19 protein-coding genes are annotated in these 18,212 nt (G+C 32.0%); 16 read left to right on the top strand and 3 right to left on the bottom strand.

What is annotated here, in order from left to right; genetic code table 11:
* The 3 genes from Q0P94_RS05200 to Q0P94_RS05190 all read left to right on the top strand — a co-directional run.
* A partial coding sequence (locus tag Q0P94_RS05200) for a DUF3320 domain-containing protein (RefSeq protein WP_295114433.1) occupies positions 1 to 2,915 on the top strand: 2,915 nt, incomplete at its 5' end.
* A gap of 12 nt (positions 2,916 to 2,927) precedes the next feature.
* Positions 2,928 to 4,679 (top strand): excinuclease ABC subunit UvrC, encoded by a 1,752-nt coding sequence (gene uvrC / locus Q0P94_RS05195; RefSeq protein WP_295114429.1) that lies wholly within the window; start codon positions 2,928 to 2,930, stop codon positions 4,677 to 4,679.
* A 98-nt stretch (positions 4,680 to 4,777) separates the two neighbouring features.
* On the top strand, positions 4,778 to 5,317 hold the full coding sequence (locus tag Q0P94_RS05190; RefSeq protein ID WP_295114427.1) for a zinc-ribbon domain-containing protein: 540 nt from the start codon (positions 4,778 to 4,780) through the stop codon (positions 5,315 to 5,317).
* A gap of 8 nt (positions 5,318 to 5,325) precedes the next feature.
* Here Q0P94_RS05190 and Q0P94_RS05185 read toward each other — a convergent pair whose 3' ends face one another.
* Entirely contained in the window at positions 5,326 to 5,622 is a 297-nt protein-coding gene (locus tag Q0P94_RS05185; RefSeq protein WP_295114425.1) for a hypothetical protein, read from the bottom strand.
* Positions 5,623 to 5,707: 85 nt separating this feature from the next.
* On the opposite strand from Q0P94_RS05185, the gene Q0P94_RS05180 reads away from it, so the two are divergent.
* The 13 genes from Q0P94_RS05180 (at position 5,708) to Q0P94_RS05120 (ending at position 17,347) form a co-directional block, all read left to right on the top strand.
* Entirely contained in the window at positions 5,708 to 7,414 is a 1,707-nt protein-coding gene (locus Q0P94_RS05180) for an ATP-binding cassette domain-containing protein (protein WP_295114423.1), read from the top strand.
* Positions 7,415 to 7,840, top strand: a complete 426-nt coding sequence (locus tag Q0P94_RS05175) for a universal stress protein (RefSeq protein WP_295114420.1) — start codon at positions 7,415 to 7,417, stop codon at positions 7,838 to 7,840.
* Between the two features lie 112 nt (positions 7,841 to 7,952).
* Positions 7,953 to 8,120: a 4Fe-4S binding protein gene (locus Q0P94_RS05170; protein ID WP_295114418.1), complete on the top strand. Its 168-nt coding sequence runs from the start codon at positions 7,953 to 7,955 to the stop codon at positions 8,118 to 8,120.
* A gap of 5 nt (positions 8,121 to 8,125) precedes the next feature.
* Positions 8,126 to 9,304, top strand: coding sequence for an NAD(P)/FAD-dependent oxidoreductase (locus tag Q0P94_RS05165; protein ID WP_295114416.1), 1,179 nt, complete (start codon positions 8,126 to 8,128; stop codon positions 9,302 to 9,304).
* Between the two features lie 9 nt (positions 9,305 to 9,313).
* Positions 9,314 to 10,282 carry a UDP-glucose 4-epimerase GalE gene (galE, locus tag Q0P94_RS05160; protein WP_295114415.1) on the top strand — a complete coding sequence of 323 codons (969 nt, stop codon included), beginning with the start codon at positions 9,314 to 9,316 and terminating at the stop codon, positions 10,280 to 10,282.
* Between the two features lie 9 nt (positions 10,283 to 10,291).
* Positions 10,292 to 11,185, top strand: a complete 894-nt coding sequence (locus Q0P94_RS05155; RefSeq protein WP_295114414.1) for a hypothetical protein — start codon at positions 10,292 to 10,294, stop codon at positions 11,183 to 11,185.
* A 75-nt stretch (positions 11,186 to 11,260) separates the two neighbouring features.
* A complete protein-coding gene (gene purF / locus Q0P94_RS05150) occupies positions 11,261 to 12,682 on the top strand; it encodes an amidophosphoribosyltransferase (RefSeq protein ID WP_295114413.1) in 1,422 nt (473 codons plus the stop codon).
* Positions 12,683 to 12,688: 6 nt separating this feature from the next.
* Positions 12,689 to 13,936, top strand: coding sequence for a peptidase U32 family protein (locus Q0P94_RS05145; RefSeq protein ID WP_295114412.1), 1,248 nt, complete (start codon positions 12,689 to 12,691; stop codon positions 13,934 to 13,936).
* Positions 13,929 to 14,723, top strand: coding sequence for a Ni-sirohydrochlorin a,c-diamide reductive cyclase ATP-dependent reductase subunit (cfbC, locus tag Q0P94_RS05140; protein ID WP_295114411.1), 795 nt, complete (start codon positions 13,929 to 13,931; stop codon positions 14,721 to 14,723). Before Q0P94_RS05145 ends, cfbC begins: the two co-directional genes overlap by 8 nt.
* Before the next feature lie 2 nt (positions 14,724 to 14,725).
* A complete protein-coding gene (locus tag Q0P94_RS05135; RefSeq protein ID WP_295114410.1) occupies positions 14,726 to 15,217 on the top strand; it encodes a methylated-DNA--[protein]-cysteine S-methyltransferase in 492 nt (163 codons plus the stop codon).
* Between the two features lie 28 nt (positions 15,218 to 15,245).
* Positions 15,246 to 15,617 (top strand): hypothetical protein, encoded by a 372-nt coding sequence (locus Q0P94_RS05130; protein WP_295114409.1) that lies wholly within the window; start codon positions 15,246 to 15,248, stop codon positions 15,615 to 15,617.
* Positions 15,614 to 16,786, top strand: coding sequence for an MFS transporter (locus Q0P94_RS05125; protein WP_295114408.1), 1,173 nt, complete (start codon positions 15,614 to 15,616; stop codon positions 16,784 to 16,786). Before Q0P94_RS05130 ends, Q0P94_RS05125 begins: the two co-directional genes overlap by 4 nt.
* Positions 16,787 to 16,822: 36 nt before the next feature.
* Complete coding sequence (locus tag Q0P94_RS05120; RefSeq protein ID WP_295114407.1) at positions 16,823 to 17,347, top strand: YgjV family protein; 525 nt, start codon at positions 16,823 to 16,825, stop codon at positions 17,345 to 17,347.
* 33 nt (positions 17,348 to 17,380) lie between these two features.
* Here the strand turns inward: Q0P94_RS05120 and Q0P94_RS05115 are convergent, their stop codons facing one another.
* Together Q0P94_RS05115 and Q0P94_RS05110 are read right to left on the bottom strand one after the other, a co-directional pair.
* Positions 17,381 to 17,620, bottom strand: a complete 240-nt coding sequence (locus Q0P94_RS05115; RefSeq protein WP_367270206.1) for an alpha/beta fold hydrolase — start codon at positions 17,618 to 17,620, stop codon at positions 17,381 to 17,383.
* Positions 17,617 to 18,144 (bottom strand): alpha/beta fold hydrolase, encoded by a 528-nt coding sequence (locus tag Q0P94_RS05110; RefSeq protein WP_295114405.1) that lies wholly within the window; start codon positions 18,142 to 18,144, stop codon positions 17,617 to 17,619. Before Q0P94_RS05110 ends, Q0P94_RS05115 begins: the two co-directional genes overlap by 4 nt.
* Between the last annotated feature and the right edge of the window lie 68 nt (positions 18,145 to 18,212).

The following is an 18,212-nucleotide window of genomic DNA, read 5'->3' as shown; positions in this document are numbered from 1 at the left end:
TTGTTGAGGATATTGTTGATAAAACGGATAATGTTGATGTTAGTGATGAGTCTGATTTTATAGTGTCTGAAGATGAATCTGATGTTGCTGCTGAGCTGGATTCAAATGATAATTTGGATGAAATTTATGTAGAAAATGATTCTGAATTCGTTGCAGATATTCCTAAATCAAATGAAAAAATCGATGATTCACAAGATGTAGAAACAAAGTCTGAATCTCTAGAAGATACTAGTTTTAAGGATGTTAAAATTGACTCTGAAGATGTTGAGGATAATCTGGAGGATGATTCGGAAATTTGGGAATCAAAAGATGAGGATATTCCTAAAAATGATGATGCTGAAGTATGGGAAGATGATGAAGGTATTCCCCCTGAGGATAATGCTGAAGTATGGGAAGATGAAAAAGATTATGCTGAGGATAAATCTGAAAACAGATTTAATCCTATAAAAGAAAAAATCAAGTCACTTTTCAAATCTGACGGTTCTGAAGAAAAAATGGATAAAAATCCATTATTTGCAGGACTCAAATTCACAAAAGATTTAGGTAAAAATTCCGATTTGGAAAAAGAATTTGAAGAAACAGTTGATGAAACTTCTAAAAAAGCGAAATCTTCAGATGATAATTTAAATGATAAAGTTGATTTGGGTTCTGATGATGATTATATTTATGTGGATCATAGTCATGATGATGAACGTGTTTTAGATGATAAAGAAGAGCCAATTATCTTTGAAAGTAAAGAAGAACCTAAAAATGATGATGATCCAGATAATGATTTTATAGTTGGAGATCAAAGTAAAGATAAAGTTGACATTAACAATAAAATTAAAAAAGGCAATTCTAAAAAGCCTAAAACAGATTCAACTAAAAAAGATGATGTTATCAACAACATTGAAGATGAATTTATCGAACCTGATGTAATTCCTGATGTGGAAGATCAAGTCAATAATCACGAAAATCTTCAGGATGCTGAAGAGGAATCTGTTGGTTCAGTCCCAATTCATGACATTAATTTTAAAGATTCTGTTGACTCTGATGTAAATGATAATACTGAAGATTTAAATGAGCCTGAATATGATGATAAAGTTGATTTGGGTTCTGATGATGATTATATTTATGTGGATCATAGTCATGATGAAGAACATGTTATGGACACAGAGGAACATGTTAATGAAGATGTTCACAAATCTTTTGAGGATGTGAATGTTGATGAAACTGTTGATAATGACACTCATCATTTTGATGAATCAAATAATGAAGGGAATTCACAACAAATTGTCGAAGAAAGAAAAAGCAATGCCAAATCAAAAATGAAGCATAGGTTTGATTCATTTATCTCTGAGGTTATTAATAATGCTGATTCTCAATTAGAACCTGAAGAGATTGAAATTGTTCGTGGAGAAGTCATTGAAGAGGATATTGAATCATTACATAAGCCGGCTCCTAAGGATGATTCTGTTATTGAAGCGGAAATCTTTAGAGACGGTGAGGAATTGAATATTTTCAATGATGAATTGCCTGATTTAAATAATGATATTTCTATCGATGACGAGGATGAAGAGATTTTTGAACATTATGAAGATTTGGAAAGGCCAACACCTAAAATAGACTTTGAAGATGAAGAGTTAAACATTTTCAATGATGATTTGCCTGATATGAGAAATGATATTCATCGAGAGGCAAAGGATGTTGTGAACAGAGCGATGGATGAATTTATGGATGATGTATTCAGCAGCAACAATTCTTCAAATGATAATATATTTGAAAATACTGAAGATGAGGATTCTTTGATTCAAGATAATGAAAGTAGTGAAATTCCTAAGGAAAAAATCAATGAAGAGTCTACAGGTGATGGTGTAACTTACTATCAGGGGTCTAATGATGTCAAAAGTAAACTTAGAAAAAATAACCTTTATTATGATGATGAAAAACCTCATTCAGTAAGGGAATCCATTAGAGGATTTAAAAGGGATATGAAATATATCAACAGATCCTTAAAAGAAATAGAAAATCCGACTAAAGTTGATTATGTATCTGTCGTTGACAGAACTGAAGAATATAATCCTGAAGATTATTTGAACAGGTCAAGTGATGATGATTCTCATTTGATTATTGAAAAAGAAAATGAATTGACATTTGCTGAAAAAGAGGAAAAGAGAATTGAAAAAGAGCTAATGTCAGAATCTATTGAAAGTGAGTTTGATGATGATGTTATTGTTCCAATCAATGAACAGCAAAGAGAAGAACTAAAAGACCAAACTCTTGAAGATATCATCCAATCTGCTGATGAAGATTATAAAGAAATTGAAAAGGTCAGATATCAAAATAATAATACACTGAAATCATTCGATGATAAAAAACTTCCGGGCAAGAGAAAACTTGAGGATAATATTGTCGATTATGTTCAAGTTACAGACATAGGATTGCATTCATCTGATGAACTGTATAAAAAACCTGCCGGTGAAGTCGCTAAATCAATTAATGCTATAGTTGATATTGAAGGGCCAATTCATGTAAAAGAAGTTGTTAAGAGGGTTAAGGACAGTTGTGACATTAAAAGAGCAGGTTCTAATTTGAAAAAGACTGTAAATGCAGCTATTGATGAGGCAGAAAACTCCGGAAGCATTATTAGAATTGGTGACTTTTTATATGATGCCTCAAACAATAATGTCCTTATCAGAAAAAGGAATAAACCGAATATAGAATTGATTTCTGATGAAGAAATTTCTAAAAACATTGAACTGGTATTACTTTACAATCAAAATGTAACTACAAAGCAGGTTGCAAAGGAAACTTCACGCAATTTCGGATTTAAATCAACATCCAAAAAGACCGCAGATAGAATAAACAGTGTTTTGGATTTGATGATTGCGAACAATAAAGTTAAGATAACTAATGATATTGTCGAACTTAATTGAGGAGGTTATTAAATGTCTACTAAAGTTAAATCTCCTGATAATCTGCCTAATAAACCTGGTGTCTACATAATGCGTGATAAAACTGACACCATAATTTACATAGGCAAGGCAAAAAATCTTATTAAAAGGGTTAAATCTTATTTTCGTGAAAAACTGGACAGGCCTAAAACTCAAATTTTAATGAGTCATTTTGACAGTTTGGAGTATATTGTTACTAATTCTGAAAAAGAAGCTTTAATATTAGAGGCAACCTTAATCAAAAAACATCGTCCAAGGTATAATGTTCAACTAAAAGATGATAAAAGATATCCTTATGTTAAAATCACATCTGAAAAATTTCCACGTTTGGTTATTACAAGAAACGTTTCAAAGGATGGAATATATTATGGACCCTTTACTGATGTCGGTTCTGTCAAACAAACTGTTAAATTCTTGAAATCATTATTTAAAATCAGAACCTGTCGCAATATGGATGGGCCTTGTTTGAATGCTCAAATTGATTTATGTTATGCGCCTTGTGATGGAAGAATATCTGAGGAGGAATATTCTGAAATTATCAATAAAATAGATTTATTTTTCCAAGGTAAGTATTCTACAATTGTAAAAAATCTTAAAAAAGAAATGACTGAAGCTGCAATACATGAAGAATATGAAAAAGCAGCTGTTATAAGAGACCAAATTGCATCTATTGAAGAGATTATGGAAAAACAATTTGTAGATTTAGTGGATGACGATTTGGATCAGGATGTTATAGCTATTGCTCCGGGTAAAAATGAAGTAGTAGTTATCATTATGCCTATAAGAAATGGTAAAATCGTGGGCAGGGATGACTTTTTGATGAGCGGTTCACAGTATGATTCATCTTCAGAAGTTCTGTTTGCATTCATTCAACAGTATTATGGATATAACAGACATATTCCAAAGCAAATTTTATTGGATGAAAACATTGATGAAAAAGAATTGCTTGAAGAATGGTTAAGTGATTTGAGAGGAAATAAGGTTCATATTAAAGTTCCTCAAAAAGGAGTAAAATTACGTTTGGTAAAAATGGCTCGTAAAAATGCTGAAATTATTAAACATCAAAAGAAAAAGATGGAAAATTCATTAATAGAGCTTAAAAAGTATCTTAAACTTGAAAAATTACCTCGTGTGATTGAAGGATATGATATAAGTAATATTTCCGGTAAGTTTGCAGTGGGTTCGAAAGTATCATTCAAGGATGGTAAGCCTAACAAAAAAATGTATAAACATTTCAGAATGGAAACCCCAGGTCCTAACGATTTTGCAATGATGGAGGAGTTACTGACTCGTAGATTAAAAATGGTTGATAGAGATCCCGAGCCAGACTTAATAGTGATTGATGGTGGTAAGGGACAATTGGGTATGGCTTGTGGTGTATTAGAAAAATTGAATTTAACTCATATTCCAATTATTGGTCTTGCTAAGGAATTTGAAGAGGTTTTTATTCCTAATTCAAAACGTCCGATTATAATCCCTAAAAATAATATTGCATTGCATTTGCTTCAACAAGTAAGGGATGAATCTCATAGATTTGCAATAACATATCATAGAAAATTGCGCAGTAAGAATATTCAGGCTTCTTCTCTTGATGATATTGCTGGTATCGGTAAAAAAAGAAAAGTTGCTCTTTTAAAGGAATTTGGAGATATTAACAATATTAAAAATGCTTCTGTGGAAGATTTAGCTAAAATAAAGGGCATGAATCAAAAAACGGCTGAAAATGTCTATAATTTTTATCACTAAATTTTAATTTATTTTTTTAGAATTCGGATTATTTTCCATTAACTTTAAATATAAGAATTTTAATAATGTTTTTATAATAATGTAAAAAGGTTTAAATTATGGTAAAATGTCCACGATGTGGCTATGAAAATTCAGCTTCATCAACTTATTGTGATAATTGTGCCTATCTTTTGACTGACCAAAATGGTAATAGAATTAATAATAATAAAAGAACAAGCAGTTGGAATATAGGCATCGCTAAAAAAATTGTTATTGTTTTAGGAATTGTTGTTATTGCTTTGTTATTATTCTCTTTTGTTTATAATAACTCTCAACCTTCTCCTGAAGATTCTTTAAACGTCATTACAGACAATGGAAGTTTAAATCATTCTTCTTCTTATCCTTATACAGCTGTTATAAAGTATGATGGCAGTTGGTATGCTAAAATGGGTGACCCTAATTACCTTGCTGAATTCTCTGGCAATGGTCAAAAAAGGGAAATTTTAGATTGTGCATCCTGGGAAAGAGTACACATTATGGCTCAAAAAGAAGATAATGGTGAAGGAAATCTTACAATCCAACTTTTAAGAAATGGTGAAGTTGTAGCACAAAATTCAACTACAAATGCTACTGGAAGTATAGAAATAAATTATAATTAATTAAAAAATTATAATTCATTTATTCTTGATTGAAGCAGTTCGACCAGTTCATCAGTTTTATAAAGACGGATTTCCTGTTCTTCTTTGTCTTTGAATAGTTTAATAAATTTGATAAGGTCATTGCATAACTGGTCATACTGGATACTTAATGTGTTATAGTTAGATAGTAGTCCAAATGCTTTTTCCTGGTCTAATTTTGGGTTATCTTTTAATATTCTTTCGATATTTACAAAGTGGGTTTCAATTCTTATTTTTTCTTCTTCTAAACTATCTAGATATTCTTGAATTTTATTTTCACTTGCCATTTTAATCACTTATTTTAAATTTTTAATGATTAAAATATAAATAGTTATAGAAATAAAAATTGGTATATTATAAGGGGCATAAAGAATGATAAAAGTTGAAAATGTAAGTAAAGATTATGAACTTGATGACGGAACAAAAATCAATGCATTAAATGATGTTAGTTTTGAAGTTGAAGAAGGTGAAATATTAGGAATCATGGGTAAAAGTGGTTCCGGTAAGACTACATTATTGAGAGCTTTAAGAGGTGTTGAACATATAGACACTGGAAGTATTTCAGTGGATAAAACCAGTGTCAAAGCGGGTGATTCTCAGTTTTATTATAATGAGCTCAAAAAAGTTACAGCAATTCATCTTCAAAGATCATTTGGGTTATGGCCAGATACTGTGCGTGAGAATGTTTTAAGAAAATTATATGCGCGAAGATACTTTGATGAAGGAGATACTAATTTTGAAGTTGCAGAAAGTGAATTCGGTGAAGAAGCAGATGAATTATTGGAACTTGTTTCTTTAACTCATAAAGCAAACCATTATGCATCTGTTTTAAGTGGTGGTGAAAAACAAAGGCTTATTATGGCAAGACAACTTGCAAAACAACCTAAAGCTTTACTTCTTGATGAACCAGCAACTATGGCATGCCCTAAAACCAAACAAGAAATATTGGATGCAGTAAAAAAAATTAATAAGGAATTAAACATTACTGTCATTGTTGTTTCTCACTTGCCTGATGTTCAAAAATACCTTGCAGATAGAGTTATTTTACTTGAAGATGGTGAAATAGCTGATGAAGGTACTCCTGATGAGATTTGTGATAAGTTTATGGCAGATATGCCCCCAATAGTTGACATTGAAAATGTTGCAACTGATGAAGATCTTATTGAAGTAAAAGATGTATTTAAAAGGTTTTATTTATTGACTGGTGGAGAAGTTCTTCAGATAGAGAATGTTAACTTTAAAGTGCAGAATGAGAATATATTAAGTTTAATAGGTCCGAGCGGCGCTGGTAAAACCGTACTTTTAAGAATGCTTGGTGGTTTGGAAGACCCTGATAAAGGAGAAGTATTGTACAATGTGGACGGAGAATGGAACGACATTGATATTCCTGGAATGGGTCGTATGAAAATAAGGTCTAAATTAGGTTTTATGCATCAGGAATTTGCGTTAAACCATTATGCTACTGTTCTTGATCAGTTGGCTGTTCGCTTAGGTTATAAAAATCAGGATATTATTGCTGAAGCACAAGCAAGAGCTAAAAGAATTGGCCTCAGTGAGGATTTATTGGACTCATTTTATTTACTTACAGACCTTCCTGAAATTGAAGCGAAAGAACGTTTAAGACAAGTAGGGTTAGATGCTGAAATTTTAAATGATTTGTTCCCTAAATTCCCTGAAACTGCTACTAAAGAAGCTGTTGCGGATATTTTTGAAAGTTTAGATTTGGATTTGGATATTTTGTATAGAAGGTCTTATGAACTGTCTGGTGGTCAAAAAGTCCGTGTAATGCTTGCATTAATTTTAATTTCAAGACCAAAATTCTTGCTTTTAGATGAACCCTTCGGAGATTTGGATCCTGTAACTTTAAGAACAGTCACCAACTCTCTTAAAAAGATTTCAAAAACTTATGGAATCACTGTAGTGATGATTTCACACAATACTGACTTTATTAAGGAACTAAGTAACAGGGCAATATTTATGGATGATGGTAAAATAGTCGATGACAGTGAAGATATAAATCAAATTGTAGATAACTTCATTGATTTCTGTCATGCGGATTATTTGAAAGGGGATAACTAAATGTTTGATGTTATAATGGTTCCAATTGACGGATCAGATTATAGTTTCAAAGCGGCTGATGTGGCTATTGAAATAGCCCAAAAATTTTCTTCAAAAATTGCGGCTGTTCATGTTTTGGAAGAGTTTTCATTTAACAGTTATGATTCAGAAGAAGATTCAGGTGATGCTCTTCTTTCTAAAGTTACAAGGAAGGCAAATGAAGTTGGTGTTGAGGTTGTTGAACATTTGCTTACTGCTGACCCTTTAAGGGATATGCATTTCATTGTCAACCAGACTCGCGCTGATTTAGTTGTTATTCATGCTCATGGAGCAAATAATAACAGATTTGTCTCTTTCGAAGAAAATGATGTTTCGGATACTCAAATTGGTTCTGTTTCAGAAAGACTTTTAAGAAATTCTGAAGTACCTGTAATGCTTGTTAAATAAATTCTTTTATTTTTTCTTTTTTTCCTATTCTATTTGCTTTTTTTACTAAACTTTTAAATACTATTAAATACTTACTATTCATAACATAAACTATTTAGTTAAGGAGATATTTATGATAGTTAAAGATTGGTGCTCATTCTGTGGAGAATGTGCTGGGGTTTGTCCAAGAAATTTAATTCAAGTAAGAGAATATGCTTTAGTATTTAATGATGATGACTGTAAAGATTGTGACACTTGCGTTAAAGCATGTCCAATTGATGCATTAGAAAAAGAGGACTGATTATTATGATTGAAACTGATGTTATTGTAGTAGGTTCAGGACCTGCAGGTTCTAGCGCAGCAAAACATGCTGCATTAGGTGGAGCAAAAGTTATTTTAATGGATAAGAAATCTGAAATTGGTGCACCGAAAAGATGTGCAGAAGGTGTTTCAATTCAAGGATTGGAAAAATTAGGAATTGAACCTTCTCCTCGTTGGGTAACTCAAGAAATTCAAGGTGTAAGAATTCAAACCCCTGATGGAACTGATGTATGGTTAACAAAAGATGAAGTACAATTGCCAGAAGCAGGATATATTTTGGAAAGAAAAGTATTCGATAAACATATGGCAATGGATGCAGCAAGAGCAGGTGCAGAAATTAAAATTAAAACATTAGTGACAGGAATTGAAAAAATTGACAATGGGTATATTGTTGAAACTGAATGCATGGGTCAAAAAATTGATTACAAATGTAAAATATTAATTGCTGCGGACGGTCCTGAAGGTCACGTTGCAAGATGGGCTGGATTAAGACCAGCTGCAAAAGCAAAAGAAATGGAGTCTGGTGTCCAGTATGAGATGTGTAATGTCGAATTTGAAAGACCTGGTGTAATTGAATTTTATTTAGGTTCATGTGCTCCTGGAGGATATGTATGGATTTTCCCTAAAGGAGATGACATTGCAAATGTTGGTTTAGCAATTTTACCTCACAAAGCAGAAAAAACAGCTAAAGAATACTTAGATGATTTTGTAGCTAATTCACCTTACTTAAAAAATGCTCAAGCTGTTGAAATGAATGTAGGTGGAGATCCTGTTGGAGGAATGACCAAAAAACTTTATGATGATAATATAATGGTTGTTGGAGATGCAGCAGGTCAAGTAAATCCATTAACAGGTGGAGGAATTATTTCTGGTATGACTGGAGGAATGTGTGCCGGTCAGGTAGCTGCTCAAGCTATTAAGGAAGATTGTTCCAAAAAATTCTTAAAATTATATGATGAAATGGCTCACAATGAATTGGATCATGAGATTAAAAGATATAAAAAAGTACAAGAATACTTACTTACCTTGTCTGATGAGGAACTTGACAGTATTGCTCATGCTTTCCAAGGTGAAAGCTTTGAAAAAATTTCAACAACTGAAATTGTTAAAAAATTAATTAAAGTATCTCCGAAAGCATTGCTCAAATTGGGTAAATTTATCTAGGTGTTAAAATTGATTTTAATTACTGGTGGGGCAGGCTATATTGGTGCCCATACTAACAAAGCACTTCATAATGCTGGTTATGATACTGTTGTAGTGGACAATCTATGTAAAGGTTATGAAAACTTTGTTAAATGGGGAAATTTTGAAAATTACGACTTTGGTAGTAAAGATTTAAGAGAAGTCTTTGAAAAATATGACATTGATGGTGTCATACATTTTGGAGCTTTCTCATCAGTAGCTGAATCAGTTGAAATGCCTCAAAAATATTTTAAGAATAATTATAAAAACACCTTAAATCTATTGCAAATCATGAGAGAATTTGGTGTTGATAAATTTATTCTTTCATCCACTGCTGCTGTATATGGGAATCCTGAAAAGATACCTATTACAGAAAACACTGAATTAAAACCAATCAATCCTTATGGACACTCCAAATTTATCACTGAAAAAGCTTTACAAAGGGAAGCTGATAAAGGTGATTTTAATTATGTATCTTTAAGATATTTCAATGCAGCAGGTTGTGATTTTGATTGTGAGGTAGGGGAATTGCATGACCCTGAAACTCACTTGATTCCGTTGGTATTGGATGCTGCCATTGGAAAAAGGGATTGTATTTATATTTTTGGAGATGATTATGATACTCCTGATGGAACTTGTATTCGTGATTATATCCATGTTAATGATTTGGCTGATGCGCATATCAAGGCTTATGAATATTTATGCAAAGAAAACGAATCAAACATCTTCAATTTAGGAAATGGGGAAGGTTATTCAGTTCGTGAAGTAATTGACATGTGTAAAAAAGTTACCAAACGTGATTTTGAAGTTAAAATAGATGAACGTCGTGAAGGCGATCCTGCAATACTTATTGCTGATTCTTCTAAAATTAATGAAAAATTGGGTTGGCAGCCTAAATATAATCTTGAAGAGATTGTATCTTCAGCATGGAAATGGCATAAGAAAATTAATGGAGTTTAGGTAATTTCCATGGAAAATGAAACTAATGAGTCAAAAATTGATGTTCGTATAATCGTTCAAAGTTTGGATGTTGCTCAAATGGTTTCAAAAGCTGTTAGCAATGTTCAACTTGAAAGAGATTATAATATAATTGTTTCATCTATCATTCCAACAACAGAAGTAGGTATAGTTAAAAAAGTGGCAAAAGGTGCTGATATTATACTTATTGGAAGTTATGGTAAGGATGAAACTTATAATATTCTTTTTAATGAATTGAAAACTGATTTTAACAATGTTGGATTGTTTGACTATAACAATATTATCATTGAAGATGAATCAATTGATTTTAATTTAGCTCAAAAGGAGATTTTAAATTCAATAATAAAATCTACCTTATCTTATTCTTTAAATTTAATCAATATCCATACGTTGGAAAATAAACTGATGAAAGTAACTCATAATTATAATAATTTATTGGATGATTATAATCAAGTTTTAAAAGAAAATGAAGTTTTTTCTCGTGAGAATAAGGAACTAATTGAAGATATTAATGACATTAAATCTGAATTTGAATCATTCAAAATGCGCTATGAAGATATTTATTCACGTGAAATTCTTGAAGTGTTTGATTTGAATGAATTATGGCAAGATACTTTTAGACAAGATTTAACAACTGAAGAGCAAGTTGTAATCGCCACAAATAAGTTTAAACCTGATAATATTATTGTCGGTCAGGGTTATATTGCAGCTCAATCAAAACAGGAAGCTATTGATTGGTTGAAAATAATTAGAACTGCATTAATTTTTGTTGAAGAAAACAAAGAGGATTTAAATCAGAATTTAGAAAAAGTTGAAGAATCTAAGCCTCCTGAAGTCAGGGATGATTATGAAATTCCAAATAATTTTGAAAATTTCTGGGACTGATTAATTAAAAAATAAATATTATTTTATACTAGTTAAACGATAATTATTATTATACTATTTTATGGGAGTTTCCAAATGCAAGGTGAGATTGAAGATAAATGTGGTATTGTTGGAATTCATTCAAAAGATGAATCTAAAAATGTCGCATCCTTTGTTTATTATTGTTTATATGCTTTACAGCATAGAGGTCAAGAATCTGCGGGGATAGCTACTTTTAATCCTGATAAAGGTTTGAACTATTATTGTGGGATGGGTTTGATAACTGATGTTTTTAAAGATTATGAAATCCAAAATTTGGCGGGAAACATGGCAGTTGGTCATGTAAGATATTCCACTACTGGCCAATCAAGGCTTGAAAATTCACAGCCTTTTGTAACTGATTTTGATGATGGATTTATAGCAATGGCTCATAATGGTGATATCGTTAATTCCGGTGAATTAAGGGATGAATTAATCTCTGAAGGTTATGAGTTTAAATCCGACACTGATTCTGAAGTAATTTGTTATATGCTTAAAAAGGAGCATTATGATAATAATAAAAATATTATGGATTCAATTGAATCTGTCTGTAAAAAACTTGTAGGATCTTATGCATTAACAATTTTAGTCAATGGTGAATTGTATGGTGTACGTGACCCTATGGGCATTAAACCTCTTGCTGTTGCTAAAAAAGGTGATGATTTCATTTTAGCTTCTGAAACTGTTGCTTTTGATGTAATTAATGCTAAATATATTAGGGATATTGTGCCTGGTGAAGTAATTTACTTTGAAAATGATGAAATTAACTCTCATATGTTAGAAATTGCTGGTGATTGCAAACTTTCACATTGTATGTTTGAATATGTTTACTTTGCAAGGCCTGACAGTACAATTGATGGTATCAATGTTTATCAGACTAGAATGAATATCGGTCGTCAATTATATGAATTATATCCTATTGATGCTGATGTTGTTATTCCAGTACCTGATTCTTCAATTCCTGCAGCTATAGGATATTCAAGGGCTTCAGGAATTCCTTATGGTGAAGGATTAATTAAAAACAGGTATGTTGGAAGAACTTTTATCATGCCGACCCAAGAAGAAAGGGAATTGGCTGTTAGACTTAAATTAAATCCTATTAAAGATGCTATTAAGGGCAAAAAAATTATTTTAATTGATGACAGTATTGTAAGAGGAACTACCTCCAAACAATTGCTGGATCTTGTAAAAGAAGCAGAACCTACTGAAATTCATTTCCTGGTAGGTTGTCCTCCTGTTATTGCTCCATGTTATTATGGTGTAGCAATGGCTACTAAAAAAGAATTGATTGCTGCTAATTATGAAGTTGAAGAGATTCAGGAGCGGTTGGATATTGATACTTTAGGTTATATTACATTGCCTGCATTGGTGAAGGCTATTGGAATGCCTAAAGAGGATTTGTGTTTAGGTTGTCTTAATGAGGAATATCCTACAGATCTTCCTGAAGGTCTTGAAGCTGAAACTTATTATAAACCTTAGATTATTATGGTTGAATTATTAGCTCCTGCCGGAAATTTTATTTCTCTTCGTGCTGTTCTTGAAAATGGTGCAGATGCGGTTTATTTTGGCCTTGATGATTATAATATGAGGGCCAATGCTAAAAACTTTTCTTTAAATGATTTATCAAAAGTTTCAAAAATCGCTCAGGAATATGGGGCTAAAACTTATTTATGTACTAATATAATTTTAAATGAACGTTTGGCAAATGAGTTAAACAGTAATCTTGAATTCATTTCCTCATCTGAAATAGATGGACTTATTTTATCAGATATTGGTTTAATAGAACAGACTGTATCTCACGGCCTTGAAGCACATATTAGTGTTCAGGAAAATGTCACTAATTCATACACTCTTAAAACTCTTAAAAAATTAGGTGCAAAAAGGGCAATTCTGTCACGTGAATTGTCTTTGGAGGAAATTGCTGAAATTACTAAAAAATCGCCGATTGAAACTGAAATTTTCATTCATGGTGCTATATGTATGGCAATTTCCGGAAGATGTTTTTTGAGTTATGGATTATATGGTCGCAGTGCAAACTGTGGGGACTGCTTGCAGCCATGCAGAAAAAACTGGACATTGACCTATGAAGAGGGTGAGGACAATGTAGTTAACTTCTCGGATGTTGAGGATGAAAGATTTATCATCACCGGAAGTGATGATGGAAGTTATAGGACAAACTTTTTTTCGCCAAAGGACATGTGCATGATTGAATACATTCCGGAACTTTTGAAAAGTGGTGTCGCATCTTTTAAAATTGAAGGTAGAGCTAGAAGTCCTGATTATGGGGCAATGGTAACTGGAATTTATAGACAAGCTATTGACAGTTATCAGGATGACCCGTTAAACTATAATGTTAAGGATGAGTGGATGGATGAATTGTCCAGTGTATTCAATCGTGGTTTTGACACTAATTTTTATTTTTCAACTCCTTTTGAGACAAGTGAAGACAATCAATCAAAGTATATCAAAAAAGATATTGGACAGGTTGTCAATTATTACAATAAAGTAAAAGCGGCTGAAATTAGAATATGGGATGATTTGAATATTGGAGATAAAATCATTATTCAGGGTAAGACTACCGGTTCGATTACACATGTGATTGATTCTATGCAGATTGAAGGTAAATCAGTTGAGCATGTTAAAAAAGGGTGCAATGTTGCAATAGCAATACCTACAAAGGTACGTGAAAAGGATTTTGTTTACAAGTTAGTTGAGAGGGATATTGATGATTAAAAAAATAGCAATTTATGGAAAAGGTGGAATTGGAAAAAGTACTACTGTAGCTAATTTATCAGCTGTGTGGGCAAGTGAGGAATTAAATTGTTTAGTCATTGGTTGTGATCCAAAAGCAGATACTACACGTACATTATATGGAAAAAGAATTCCAACTGTTGTTAATACTTTAAAAGATAATAGGAAACCTGTAAAGGATGATTTGGTTTTTACAGGTTTTAAAAATATTCAATGTGTGGAAAGTGGAGGTCCTGAACCGGGTGTCGGTTGTGCCGGACGGGGAGTTATCGTTGCCATGAAACGTTTGGAACAATTGGGCATTTTTGATGAAAATCTTGATGTTGTTGTATATGATGTTTTGGGTGATGTTGTATGTGGTGGTTTTTCAGTACCTCTTCGTGAAAAATATGCTGATGAAGTTATAATAGTGACCTCTGGAGAATATATGTCACTTTATGCTGCTAATAATATAGTTAAAGGTGTTAAAAAACTTAAAGGAAACTTAAGTGGCATTGTTTGCAACTGCAGAAATGTCGATAATGAAGAGCAAATTGTACATGACTTTGCAAAAAAAATAGGAACTCATGTAGTTGGTACAATTCATAGAAGTAATTTAATTCAGGGTGCTGAATTAGATGCAAAAACTGTTGTAGAAAAATATCCTGAAAGTGATGAAGCACAAGAATACAGAAGTCTTGCTTCAAACATTATGGATAATGAAATGTCATCAACTCCAGAACCTATGGATGATGAGGAATTTGAACAATTCTTTAAGTCATATATGTGAATATGTATTACTCAACTAATTACTCCTCGCCGATTGGCGAAATGCTTATTGTAAGTGATGGGGATGCAATTTGTGGAGTTTGGTTTTTAGACCAAAAAAACTTCAAATCAACACTTGATGAAAAAATCATTCAAAAGGATGATTTGGCTATTTTTAAAAAGGTAATAATATGGTTAGATGATTATTTCAATGGTTTGAACCCTCGAATTGATTTTAAATTAAATCCGAAAGGTAGTGAATTTAGGTTAAAGGTATGGCGGATATTATCTGAAATTCCCTATGGAACTTCAATTACCTATGGTGAGATTGCATCCAAAATATCTCAAAAAATGTCTGCTCAGGCGGTAGGAGGTGCAGTTGGAGCAAATCCAATAGCTATTATTATTCCCTGTCATAGGGTATTGGGAAAAAATGGTAAGTTGACGGGATATGCTGCAGGTTTGGAGAGAAAAATAGAGTTATTGAAAATAGAAAATCTTTTAAATTCTGATTGATATAATAATTAATTGTTTGGTGATTGTTGTGAGTAGGTCTCCATTGCGATTAATTACATTAATATCATTTTTTGGGATTATTGTTCTTTTAAAATTATTCACTAACATATCATGGAATATAATTGTTTCAATTGCAATAATAATGATTTTTTTGGAAGTATTCACATTCGCTTTTGAAACTGAGGGTCATGATTTATTAAAAATTTTTGTTATTTTGACTTCATTTGTTGGGTTGCCCATATTCGTATTACTGTATTTGGGGATTTTTAATTCATTTTCAAATCCTTTGATTAGTTTATTATTTGCTGTTTTTATTGTTATTTTTGGAGCAATGGCAATATTTACAATAGTCAAACTTAATTATGTTGAAATTGAATATGATTGGATTGATGAAAAATGAGCAACCCTGAAAAAATCTTTACTAAATCTTTTTTTCTAATATTCGGCGCATTGCTTTTCACTGCACTTGTAATGTATGCGTTAATGTCAACAGTTACAGAATATGCTACTTCTTTAGGCACTACTACTGCAATTGCGGGTTTAGTATCTGGAATCTATATATTTGGCGGTTTGTGTTCAAGAATCTATTCGGGCAATGCATTGGAAAAGATAGGCTGGCGAAAAACTGCTCTGATATTCATGAGTATTCATTTTCTTTCATGTCTTTTGTATTTCATTGTGAATGATGTTACCTTACTTTTGATTGTTAGGTTTATACATGGTATTGGTTTTGGTGCATCGGCTAATGCCATTGTAACTATAGCAACTGCAATACTTCCTAAAAAACGTTTTGGCGAAGCATTTGGTTATTTCATGCTTGGAACTACAATTGCTGTTGGTATTGGACCTTATATGGGTGGATTGTTATACGATTCATTAGGTTCAGTGGGATGTTTTATTGTGGCAAGTATTTTTGCGGCTTTAGCGTTGATTTTCATTTACTTTATTGATGTGAGTCAGGTTGATCCTGCAAACAACAGGAAATCAATTAAAAATGAAGAAAAAACATACAATGGTATTGAAAGAGTATTGGAATTCAGTGCAGTTCCGGTATCTCTTTTTACTGCTTTAACAAGTTTGGGTTATGTTTCAATATTGTCATTTTACAGATTATATGCAGTTGAAGTAAACTTGGTTAATGTATTTTCCTGGTTTTTTGTAGTATATTCCATTGTTCTGGTTGCCTCAAGACCTATTGCAGGTAAAATTCAGGATAAGTATGGCGATATGATAATTTGTGTTGTTGGAATTATAGCTCAATCTATTGGATTGTTCATGATTGCTTGGACACCATCAGAATGGACTGTTATACTTTGTGCAATTTGTGAAGCACTTGGATTTGGAACATTGAACTCAGCTTCCACAACTATCGTTACAAGAAATACTCCAGAACATCGTAGGTCTTATGCAGTATCGACATTTTTCATATTTTGTGATGCCACAATGGGTTTTGGCCCAGCATTACTTGGAATGTTTGCATTTGACGGTTATGCGCCGATATATTTCATTTCATCTGTTATAACATTATTGGCTTTGCCGATTTGCATTTATTCTCTTAGAAAAAATTAGTTAATTATATTTAACATAGAAAAGAGATAGTTCAGTATGGATTTGCCGATAAACATTGTCATAGGTAATGGAATTTCATTGATTGCAGGAATTTTCATCATTTTAAGCATGTGGGTAAACGATGAAAAGAAAGCTTATAAATATCAGTTTTTAAATGCGTTTATATTAATGATTTCATCAGTGTTTTTCTTTTCTTGGACAGGTGTTGTAACTATGGCAATTGCAGCTTCAAGGAATTTATTTGTATATTATGATAAATTAACTTTCAAGCTGACAGTTGTGTTCATTGTTATTTCAATTGTCATAGGAATGTTGGTAAATACGATGGGAATAATTGGAGTGCTACCTATAATTGCAATTATTCAGATTACTTTATGCAATTACTATTTAAAAACCATTAAACCAATTAAAATAGGTTTCATTGTCAACAGTGCAATATACATAATTTACTTTGTTGCAATTTTGGATTTCTCATCTGCTGTTATAGAAACAGTTACTGCACTGGTCGGTGTGGTTGCTTTATTCAAATTGATTTATTTTGATTCAAAAAAGAATAATTAAATTTAAAAATTTTTTTAATATCCTATGAATGAATCAATTAATTTTATTACCTCTTCTTTTTTTTTCGAAGTATATGATATGGCCGGCGTCTTCAATAATTTCAAGCTGTGAGTCATATAAAGCATCATGGACTTTTATGGATTCTTCCGGCGGATTCAACCCGTCATATTGACCGACTAAAAGAATCACAGGTATTCTTACATTGTCAATATCGCTCATCATGTCATACTCTGAAAGTGAAACATAGATATTTTTTCTCTCTTCGTTGGTCAGTTCAATTTTTCCTCTATTTCCTCTGTAATACTCTTGAATTTCTTTGGGACTGGTGTTTGGAGGGTAAACCCTTTGGATATTAACTTTCCCATTTCCTTTAAGTCAATGTTACTATTCCCATTATTTTCTTCTATCGCTTTTTCCATTAGGGATATCTTGCCTTTTCCTCTGATTCCTATTAATACAATCTTTGAAAATAACTCAGGGTATTTTTCCGCTGCGGTCAATGTGATGTAAGATCCCATTGACAATCCAATTACTATTGGTTTATCTAAATTGTAGAACTCCACTATAGCTTTTAAATCATTCGCATGGTCATTCAAACTGAATCTTTTGGGTTTATCACTTTCCCCATGGCCTCGAACATCATATGAAATTACATGGTAATTGGATTTGTAGTAATCAAATAGAGGGTTCATAATCTCCTTGCTTGCAAATATTCCATGGATTAAAACCATGTCCTGACAGGTTCCTTCCTCTTTAACTGAAATGTTAATTCCGTTAATTTCTATTTTTCTGTTCATTCAATTGTTTATATTTTTAATATTTTAAAAAATGTATTGTAAAATATTTTACATAGGATAATCAAAGA

Source organism: uncultured Methanobrevibacter sp. (genome assembly GCF_946184425.1).
In the GTDB taxonomy this organism is placed as follows: domain Archaea; phylum Methanobacteriota; class Methanobacteria; order Methanobacteriales; family Methanobacteriaceae; genus Methanocatella.
This window is presented reverse-complemented; position numbering and strand designations above follow the sequence as displayed.